The 9,371-nt window shown below is 41.1% G+C and carries 9 protein-coding genes and 1 pseudogene; 8 read left to right on the top strand and 2 right to left on the bottom strand.

What is annotated here, in order from left to right:
• A pseudogene (locus G494_RS0114300) lies at window positions 1-231 on the bottom strand (IS1380 family transposase); the annotation flags it as partial.
• 198 nt (window positions 232-429) lie between these two features.
• Between G494_RS0114300 and G494_RS0114295 the strand changes: the two are divergent.
• The 8 genes from G494_RS0114295 to G494_RS26300 all read left to right on the top strand — a co-directional run bounded on the left by G494_RS0114295 (window position 430) and on the right by G494_RS26300 (window position 8,069).
• Entirely contained in the window at window positions 430-1,551 is a 1,122-nt protein-coding gene (locus tag G494_RS0114295) for a DegT/DnrJ/EryC1/StrS family aminotransferase (protein WP_028585079.1), read from the top strand.
• Between the two features lie 109 nt (window positions 1,552-1,660).
• On the top strand, window positions 1,661-2,857 hold the full coding sequence (locus tag G494_RS0114290; RefSeq protein WP_028585078.1) for an ATP-grasp domain-containing protein: 1,197 nt from the start codon (window positions 1,661-1,663) through the stop codon (window positions 2,855-2,857).
• The gene (locus tag G494_RS26910; RefSeq protein WP_153305889.1) at window positions 2,854-3,813 is read left to right on the top strand and encodes a hypothetical protein; all 960 of its coding nucleotides are present in this window, start codon (window positions 2,854-2,856) and stop codon (window positions 3,811-3,813) included. The genes G494_RS0114290 and G494_RS26910 overlap by 4 nt, the downstream gene beginning before the upstream one ends.
• Complete coding sequence (locus G494_RS0114280) at window positions 3,803-4,366, top strand: GNAT family N-acetyltransferase (RefSeq protein ID WP_028585077.1); 564 nt, start codon at window positions 3,803-3,805, stop codon at window positions 4,364-4,366. Before G494_RS26910 ends, G494_RS0114280 begins: the two co-directional genes overlap by 11 nt.
• A gap of 319 nt (window positions 4,367-4,685) precedes the next feature.
• Complete coding sequence (locus G494_RS27450) at window positions 4,686-4,868, top strand: hypothetical protein (protein WP_028585076.1); 183 nt, start codon at window positions 4,686-4,688, stop codon at window positions 4,866-4,868.
• Between the two features lie 12 nt (window positions 4,869-4,880).
• Complete coding sequence (locus G494_RS27445; protein WP_269746594.1) at window positions 4,881-5,105, top strand: DUF262 domain-containing protein; 225 nt, start codon at window positions 4,881-4,883, stop codon at window positions 5,103-5,105.
• Window positions 5,106-5,633: 528 nt separating this feature from the next.
• Window positions 5,634-7,076: a lipopolysaccharide biosynthesis protein gene (locus tag G494_RS0114260; protein WP_028585074.1), complete on the top strand. Its 1,443-nt coding sequence runs from the start codon at window positions 5,634-5,636 to the stop codon at window positions 7,074-7,076.
• Between the two features lie 18 nt (window positions 7,077-7,094).
• Entirely contained in the window at window positions 7,095-8,069 is a 975-nt protein-coding gene (locus G494_RS26300) for a glycosyltransferase (RefSeq protein WP_084456868.1), read from the top strand.
• A gap of 562 nt (window positions 8,070-8,631) precedes the next feature.
• Here the strand turns inward: G494_RS26300 and G494_RS0114255 are convergent.
• Window positions 8,632-9,371: IS5 family transposase (locus tag G494_RS0114255; RefSeq protein WP_028585073.1), on the bottom strand; the 740-nt coding region annotated here is incomplete at its 5' end.

The following is a 9,371-nucleotide window of genomic DNA, read 5'->3' as shown; positions in this document are numbered from 1 at the left end:
ATCGTCTCGCATGGAAGTGATAGCCTCATAGTCACTCTTGCCCAGGCAGAGTAACCCAAGATAACTGCGAAGGATGTCAGGATGGGTGATTACGTTCCGATCGTCCCCTATGGTGCGCTTGGTCGCTTTGGCCAGATCACAGTAACGGTTGATGCACAGCCCCACCAGGGCAAGCCCGGAGTGGCTGGTGTAGGCTTCACTGTCAGATTGCTCAAGGATAAATCGTTTCATTTTTCACCTGCTAAGTGAGTTTTTAGGACAGGTGAACACTTTAATATTATTCTTTGATAATCAACATGTTAATTGCACGGTCATGTGATATTTGTTGGTCGTTTGTCACGGATTAAGGTAAAAGTGAATTTGGGTAGTATTTGATGCAGGTGCTGGAGCAGCAGGAGCATTCAATGTACAGCCATATGGAGTTGGTTCGTGGAAAAATTTGAAAAACCGATATATGTGACCAAGCCCTTCATGCCTCCTTTGGAGGAATTTTGTGAAGGCCTTAAAGAAGTCTGGGATAACCAGTGGCTGACCAATAACGGGCCTGTGCTGCGTCGGTACCATTCCGAACTCAAGAAATATTGTGCATCCGACAATGTCTGCTTGTTCAGCAATGGTACCTTGGCCTTGCAGATTGCCTTGCAGGGGATGGGCATCAGCGGGGAAGTGATCACCACGCCGTTCACCTTTGTGGCCACCACCCATTCCTTGTATTGGAACAAAATCCGTCCGGTGTTTTGCGATATTGAACCCGACTATTATACTCTGGACCCGGCTAAGGTCGAGGAGCTGATCACGCCCTGGACCACAGCCATCCTGGCTGTCCATGTCTTTGGCCGCCCCTGCAATCTGGAAGCTCTGGCCGATATTGCAAAACGACACAATCTGGCTCTTATCTATGATGCCGCCCATGCCTTTGGGGTCACGGTCGATGATAACCCCATCGGGCAGTATGGTGATCTGAGCATGTTTAGCTTTCATGCCACCAAGCTTTACCATTCCATTGAAGGGGGCATGCTCACCTTCAAAGATTCCGGCCTCTGCCAGACCTTCAATTATCTCAAGAATTTTGGCTTTAAAAATGAAACAGAAGTGGTTATGCCCGGCACCAACGCCAAGATGAACGAAATGCAGGCCCTTATGGGATCTGTGATGCTCAGGCATGTGGATGATCTGACGGCAAAGCGGACGCGGGTATACGAAATATACAGGGAACGACTGGGAGGGGTGCCGGGGATATCATTCAGCCCCGACCCGGAACCAAACATCGAATATAATTACGCGTACGTACCTGTCCTGATCGATGAAAAAGAATTCGGCATGAGCCGGGATGCACTGTATGAAAAGCTCAAGGAATACAATATATTTGCCCGAAGATATTTTTATCCCCTGCTGAATGAATTTGCCTGCTATCAATCCGTACCGGTTTCAAAACCTCTGACCGTAGCTGAAGAAGTCTCGCGGAGGGTTTTGACGTTGCCGACGTATATGGATTTGGGTGAGGATGATGTGAATAGGATTTGTGATGTGATAAAGATTCTTTCTGAATAAATTATACTAGCTGAACTCAAGTGATAAATGCATAACCCATGAATTTTCTGACATTAAAACCTGTCAGTTTATTAAAGGTGTCATAGGGCGTTTTGAAATTTAAAAAACCATGAAAAAAAAGATACTTTTACTTGGCGGTTCGTATTTTCAGGTTCCGTCGATTAAATATGCCAAAGATGCTGGATATCATGTTGTTACGTGTGATTATCTGCCGGATAATCCGGGGCATAAATATGCGGACGAATATTATAATGTCAGTACGACCGATATGGAAGCAGTGTTGGAATTGGCTTCCAGATTGAAAATAGATGGGATTTTGGCATATGCTTCCGATCCTGCGGCGTTAACTGCGGCGTATGTTGCTGAAAAACTTGGCCTTCCTTCTAATCCATATCGCTCTGTTGAAATATTGAGCAGGAAAGATCTTTTTCGTGCTTTTTTACGGTCTCATGGTTTTAATGCCCCACTGTTTTGTTCTGTAAAAACCTTGGATGAGGCAAAAAAAGCACTTTTGAAAGTTAAATACCCGGTCGTTGTAAAACCGGTTGATTCTTCAGGGAGTAAAGGAGTTACGAAATTAAGCGATACTTCAGAGCTTCAACATGCATTCGAGTACGCTTTGCATTTTTCTCGAGATCATTCTGTAATAATTGAAGAGTTTGTTTGTAAAAAAGGAGCACAAGTAGGAGGCGATGGGTTCGTTAGCAATGGTCTTTTGTCCTTTAGATGTTTCGGTGATCAAGTTGTCGATACGAATTGTAACCCCTATGTGCCTGTTGGGATGACTTTTCCCTCAAAAATATCTTGTGAGCTCCAAGAACAGGTCCATACCGAAATACAAAGAGCTCTATCTCTTCTTGGATTTAAATTCGGCGCCATAAATTTAGAAGTGATGATTGATAAAAATGACGATATTTATCTAATGGAAATAGGGCCAAGAAGTGGTGGCAATTGTCTTCCTGAAATAATTTCCATAGCTACCGGTATTGATATGGTAAAGTACGCCGTCGAGTATGCCCTTGGTTATGAAGATATTAATTTTTCTATGCATAATCCAAAGTCTTTTTTCTCATATCATGCAATACATAGTAAAAAAGATGGAAAGCTTTTAGATGTCTCTATCGATAATGAAATTTCAAATAATATTTTGAAAAAATATATCATTGTTGAAAATGGATCATTGGTTAAGAAGTTTAATGGTTCAAACTGTACTATCGGTATTTTTTTGCTAAAGTTTGATTCTGCAGAAGAGATGTATCTTAAAACAGATAAAATGGATCTACTTGTAAGAGTAGCAGTTGCATGAAAGAGATTGGTGGGTTTTTTGAACTTGAATGCCCTTTCAGGTCTGAGTTGCACTCCTCTGCAATAAAACTAAATACGGGAAGAAACTGTTTGGAGTATATTCTCCGCGTAAATAATTATAAAAAAATATATCTGCCGTACTATATTTGTGATGTTGTTTTCGAACCGATAAGAAATCTCTGTATACAACATGAGTTTTATCATGTTGATGAAAGCTTGGACCCAATTTTTAACAAAAAATTATCTGGCGATGAAGCGCTTCTTTATGTTGATTATTTTGGTGTTAAAAGAAAAGTTATTGAGTTGCTAAGTGAAAGATATGATAATTTAATTATTGATAATACTCAGGCATTTTATAGCAATCCAATTCAAAATGTGGATACTTTTTACTCTGCAAGAAAATTTTTTGGAGTGCCTGATGGGGCCTACCTCTATTCAAATAAAGTATTAGACGATCCTATCAGCCAGGATTGCTCCTATGAACGGTTTGATCATTTGACAAAACGATTGGATTGTTCAGCTAAAGATGCTTATTCCTTATTTCGTAAAAATTCTTCATTGTTAAAAAATCAGCCAATTCGAAGGATGTCTAATCTCACGGAAAAGCTTCTTCAATCGATCGACTACGCATCTGCAAAACTTGATCGAGAAAGAAATTTTTTATATCTACATGATTTTTTTAAAACCGAAAATAAATTAGATGTTGATTGTGCAAATATAAATGCACCAATGGTTTATCCACTGTTTATTAAAAAGGATGGTCTTAGGCAAGATTTTATTAATCATAAAATTTTTGTCGCAACATACTGGCCGAATGTTTTGGATAATACCAATATTTCTAGCCTTGAAAAAGATATTGTCTCATGTGTATTGCCGATTCCGATAGATCAAAGATACTGCACAGAAGATATGAATTTTATAATTAAAAGTTATAAGGAGTTTTCTTGTGGATATTAGTAAATATAGGGTATATCTCAGAGCATTTGAATTGGATGACTATCGAATATTAAATAAGTGGAGAAATGATAACGATATATATAAATATACAGGAGGGAATAAATATTACATTTCTTCAGAGTATGATAAAAGATGGGTAGAAGAAAAAATCTTTGACAATAAAAATAATAACTATTTCGGTATATGTTTGAAAGATAATAATGAGTTGATTGGATACTTAAGCATAAATTCAATAGATTTTCGGAATAGAAAAGCTGTTTGGGGTGGCTTGGTAATTGGAAAGAAGGAACTATGGAATATAGGATATGCTACTGAAGCTGCGTTTATTATGTTGGATTACGCATTTAATGAATTAGGTCTTCATAGCCTTTCTGCTGTTTGGTTAGATTTGCATAAAGCATCCATACGGATGGGTGAAAAAGTTGGGTTTAAAAAAGAAGGTATTCTGAGGGATCGTGTATATAAATCCGGAAAATTTTTCAGTCAGTTGTCAATGTCCATACTTCGAGAGGATTTTGAAAAAAAATCCTATTCGGATGAATTCGAGAAATAATTGAAGATGTAGGCAATAATACGTCCTGCTATGCAATGAAAAAATTGATTTCAATTGGCAGGATATGATGGGACAGGCAGGATCATTCGGGAAGATCTTGGCTGGGTTCAGCATCGTCCGGAGGAATGGGGGTGACTGAAACGGATCAGGGGTACGCGGTTTTCGACCTCTTTGCGTACACTGTCCAAGATCAGGAATTTGGCTTTGCCGGGCATGTACGTCAACTCGCCAGATAGTCAATCATAGGTTTGTGGCAGTAGGTACGGATTGATTCACCAATATATTGCAATCCAATACAATAAAAATGCATCAAAAGTCTATGATAGACGAATCTGCACTCGAAGCTGAAGGAGAATTCTATTCCCGGAACCGGGAAGTGCATCTAGATGCGGTGGTCAAGGTCAGGCGGGATCAGTACAGCGTATTTGAACTCAAGCGCATGGCTGAAAAAGAGCCCCTCGAGCCCATCGAGCTTGTCGTTGCGCCGGTATTTCTGCGTTGAGAGGTTTGGACGCTGGAACAGAAGCGGGAGTTGATCGAAAGTGTGCTCATGGGGATTCCTCTGCCTGTTGTTTATGTTTTCGAAAATGAAAACGGGCAGAAACAGGTGGTGGACGGCAGGCAGAGGATCAGCACCTTGATTTCCTTTTTTTTGGATAACGAATTTGTTTTAGCCAAACTCAAAATGCTTCCCCGCTTTGATGGCAAGAAGTTCAATGATCTTGAACCGATTTTTTAGAGTAAGATTGAGCGGTATCAGATAGCCGTCTATGTCATTGAGCCTCATGCGTCCGAGCGGGTCAAATATGACATTTTCGATCGTGTGAACTGCGGCGGTACCCAGTTCAACAGTCAGGAAATACGTAATGCCCTGTATTGTGGCCCGGCCACGCGGCTTCTGCGGGATTTGAGCGAACTTTCGGAATGCAAGAATGCGACCGGGGATGGGGGCAAGTCCAAGCGCATGAGGGGGCAGTATATTTATCGGCGAGAATTGGAGAATTGCGAAACGTTTGACTCGTGACCTGCTGCCACAAGGAAAGCTTTTAATTTTTTATGCGGAGATCTTCTTCCACAGGTCGGTGGTGAGTTCAAGCATTTCTGTCCCCATCGGACCGTCAATCAGGATAGAAACAGGACCTATATGAAGCATTGCGACAGATATCCACGTATTGATGGCACAGTTGAAATCATTTTTGCCAGTGGGATTGATTATCTCTTTGATGAATCAAAGGAATGTGCGCTGATTGTCAGGACGGTTCGCTGAATGTCGCTGAAACAGAAAACGGTTTCCGCTCTTTCGTGGAGTGCTTGTGAACGTTTTAGTCAGCAAGGCATTCAATTCATCATTACCATTATTCTGGCTCGGTTGCTCAGACCTCAAGAATTCGGTTTGATTGGGATGCTGACCATCTTCATCGCACTGGCCCAATCCTTTATTAACAGCGGATTTGGCCAGGCACTGATCCAGAAGCAGGACGCCACTTATCTGGACGAATGCTCAATCTTTTATTTCAATATCGTAGTCGGATTTTTGGCTGCAGGTGCCCTTTGTTTGGCGGCTCCCTGGATATCTGCTTTTTATGATCAGCCGTTGCTCATTCCGCTTACCCAGGCATTGTCGCTGAATTTAGTCCTTAATGCTTTTGGCCTCATTCAAACTACCTTACTTAACAAGCATATTGATTTCAAAACACTGTTCAAGGTCGGCTTGGGGGCAACCCTGGTTTCTGGGGTAATTGGGATTACCATGGCGTATAAAGGGTTCGGTGTTTGGAGCCTTGTTGTGCAATCACTCAGCAGAACCTTCATGAATACCATTCTGCTGTGGGTCCTAACTTCATGGCGTCCAGCGTGGCGGTTAAGCCTGGCATCCCTTAAACAAATGTTTGGTTTCGGTTCCAGGCTTCTTTTCGCCGGTATTTTGGATACGATATTTGTTAATATCTATTTGGTGGTGATCGGGAAACTATTTTCTCCGACGGCTCTGGGTTACTACACTCAAGCCAAGAACCTCCAGCATCTCCCCGTTGCCAATATCTGCTCCATTGTTGGTCGAGTAACCTTTCCTGTCTTTTCCAGTCTGCAAAACGACAAGGCCAGATTGAAACGAAGTCTGCGCAAGGCCTTGACGACGTTGGTTCTGGTTGTTTTTCCCCTGATGGTTGGGTTGGGCGTGCTGGCAAAGCCTTTGATCTTGGTTTTGCTTGGTGAACAATGGCTGCCGAGTGTCCCCTATGTTCGACTTCTTTGTGTTATAGGTGCCTTTTGGCCGTTGCACGTGATCAATCTGAACGTGTTGAATTCTCTTGGTCGCTCTGATCTCTTTTTTCGACTGGAAATCTTTAAAAAAATATTAGTCGTGCTATCCATATTCATTACCTACCGTTGGGGCATTGAAGCCATGCTTTGGGGGCAAATCGTGACATCATTCGTCGCCTACTATCTAAATAGCTACTATACCGGCAAGCTTCTGGGCTATACAATCTCCGATCAGATTCGAGATCTATTGCCGTATTTTTGGTCGGCTTTTTTAATGGGTTTGTTTGTATTTGGAAGTGTATTTATCGTGCCGAGCATTCTTTTATCGTTGATTGTTGGAGTAATATTGGGAGTTGTTAGTTATTATTGGACCTGTAAGGTTTTTAAAATGCCGGCATTTGAAGAAATGGATAAGATTCTTAAAAACAAAATCCAAACTTGCTTTTAACGTAAAGGGAAATGATCTATGACGGTTCCTGATATTACGATTGATCGATCTCTAATTCAAACCGAAGCAGAAATGCTTGCCCGTTGGGGAGGATATGATAAACCTTTGGTTAGCATTAACTGTATTACGTTTAATCATGAAAAATATATAAGGGATGCTCTGGATGGTTTTTTGATTCAGAAAACCGATTTTCCATTGGAAATTTTGATTCATGATGATGCTTCTACGGATAAAACTGCTGATATTATTCGTGAATATGAAAAGAGGTACCCGAGTATTATTAAGCCGATTTATCAGACTGTGAATCAATATTCGCAGGGGAAAAAATGTAGTCTTTTTAATTTTGAGAGAGCGAAGGGTGAATATAGTGCGGTGTGTGAGGGAGACGATTGTTGGTTTGATTCGTTAAAATTACAAAGGCAAATTCAGGCGATGGTAGATTATTCTGACTGTGAAATCAGCTTTCATTCCGCAGTCGCAAAATTTGAAGATGGACCAAGAAAAAATAGGAAGGTAAGTGAACATAGCGATAGACAAAAAATATTTTCTATAGAAAAAGTGATTGATTGTGGCGGAAGTTTTATGCCGACTGCTTCAATTATAGTTAGAAATAAATGTTTAGATAAGATTTTTGATTTTTTTGATAAGTATAATCCTCCAGTTGGTGATTCTGTTATACAGATTTTAGGGGCTTTGTCGGGCGGAGCATTGTTTTTGCCTCATTGTATGGTTGTTTACAGAATGCGAGTACCGGGGAGCTGGTCTGATTTAAATAATAATATAAAATCAAAGATAAATCATAATAAATCGGTTAATGAATATTATAAAAATATTTTGAAAGTTTATTCAGAATATTCAAAAATAATATATAGAAAGATGTTTTATAATAATATATTGTTAGGAAGATATTTGTTGAGGAAAATGCAGGTTATCGACGGATTATATTGTTTATTGTACTCATGTAAATGCTTATATTTATCATTGATAAAGTAATTTTTTTGTTTAGCAGTGATTTTGATCACTGTAGTAATCTTGAAAAATCTGTAATCCGGAACAGAAATAAATTTTTGAAGATTTAGCAGGCAATATAGGGGTTGCCGATAGCTCATTTATGAATATCGGAACTGTTGAACTTATGTCGCATAATGGGTAAATTCTGTCGATTTTTCCTTTAATCTCGTCAATGCATACTTTCAAAAAAAATATGCTTAGTTTTCTGTTCGCTGGTGATTTCGCCCCATGTCGTCGTTTTGAACCTTTGGTTTTGTCACACGGCAAAGGTATCTTTGGCTATTTGCTCGACGTCATTGCCGATTCCGACCTTTCTTTTTTGAATTTATAGTGTGTCGCAGATGAATTGAGTTCGGCATATACTGTTAACTCATTCACATATTGAGGGAACCTTGAAAATTACCCTGGACCCCGTTTGCCTCATTTTTAAGGAATTTTTTTTAACAGCTCCGGTTGTTCGGTTGGATGAACCCAACAATTTCATGCCAGCGCATCAATGATTGTATGCGCGAGAGCCATGTTGGGCGAATCCTCATAGCGCGTTTCACGTTCGCGTCGTTAGTAGTAATCCAGCCCGATCGATATTGTATGCCAAGTTGCGCAAACCAATTTTTGCTCTGGCTCTTACTATCCCGATCGTGCGCAATATAAGGTTTCCTGCTTTCTGGGCCTGCACACCAAAAATGTGCTCGACCCGGGAACGAACCCTGGACCGAGTCCGATTCCCCTCCTGTTCGGTGGGGGTCAATTTTCGATGACGGTTACCCTTTCGTTGAACATGTTCACGAAAGCCTTGATCAGCGAGACTTTGCAATCTTTCTTCGGATCGATAGGCTGAATCCGCCCATCTATCCTTGCTGGTGTTGTCAGTGAGAAGCTGTTCAAAAACCTGGCTGTCGTGCAGGGCAGCATCCGTGACGCAGTAGCTGCGAATGAGTTTGTGTTTCACGTCCACCGAGATGTGATTTTTGTAGCCATAATAAGTTTTGCCGTTCTTTTTTGTCCAGCGGGCATCAACATCCTTTTGCCGTTGCTTGTTAGCTGGCCAATCGGGAATGTTACCCTGCTTGATCTGGCTGTTTTCGTCGCGACTGTTCCGCTGTTTGGGGGCGTTTATAATACTAGCGTCGACAATCTGTCCCTTCATGGCTACGAAGCCACTGTCCCGAAGGTGAGCATCAAACGTTGAAAAGAGTTGCTCAACTATCCCGGCCTCAATGAGGTCTTCACGGAAACGCCAGATAGTCGTAGCGTCCGGCACTTTTTGACTAACGTGCAATCCAA

This window comes from Desulfogranum mediterraneum DSM 13871 (assembly GCF_000429965.1).
GTDB lineage: Bacteria > Desulfobacterota > Desulfobulbia > Desulfobulbales > Desulfobulbaceae > Desulfogranum > Desulfogranum mediterraneum.
This window is presented reverse-complemented; position numbering and strand designations above follow the sequence as displayed.

What these genes read in the sequence shown, in the direction of transcription:
- G494_RS26300 (WP_084456868.1), top strand. Translation starts at nt 7,095, where the DNA reads ATGACGGTTCCTGATATTACGATTGATCGATCTCTAATTCAAACCGAA.
- G494_RS27450 (WP_028585076.1), top strand. Translation starts at nt 4,686, where the DNA reads ATGATAGACGAATCTGCACTCGAAGCTGAAGGAGAATTCTATTCCCGG.
- G494_RS0114290 (WP_028585078.1), top strand. Translation starts at nt 1,661, where the DNA reads ATGAAAAAAAAGATACTTTTACTTGGCGGTTCGTATTTTCAGGTTCCG.
- G494_RS0114260 (WP_028585074.1), top strand. Translation starts at nt 5,634, where the DNA reads ATGTCGCTGAAACAGAAAACGGTTTCCGCTCTTTCGTGGAGTGCTTGT.
- G494_RS26910 (WP_153305889.1), top strand. Translation starts at nt 2,854, where the DNA reads ATGAAAGAGATTGGTGGGTTTTTTGAACTTGAATGCCCTTTCAGGTCT.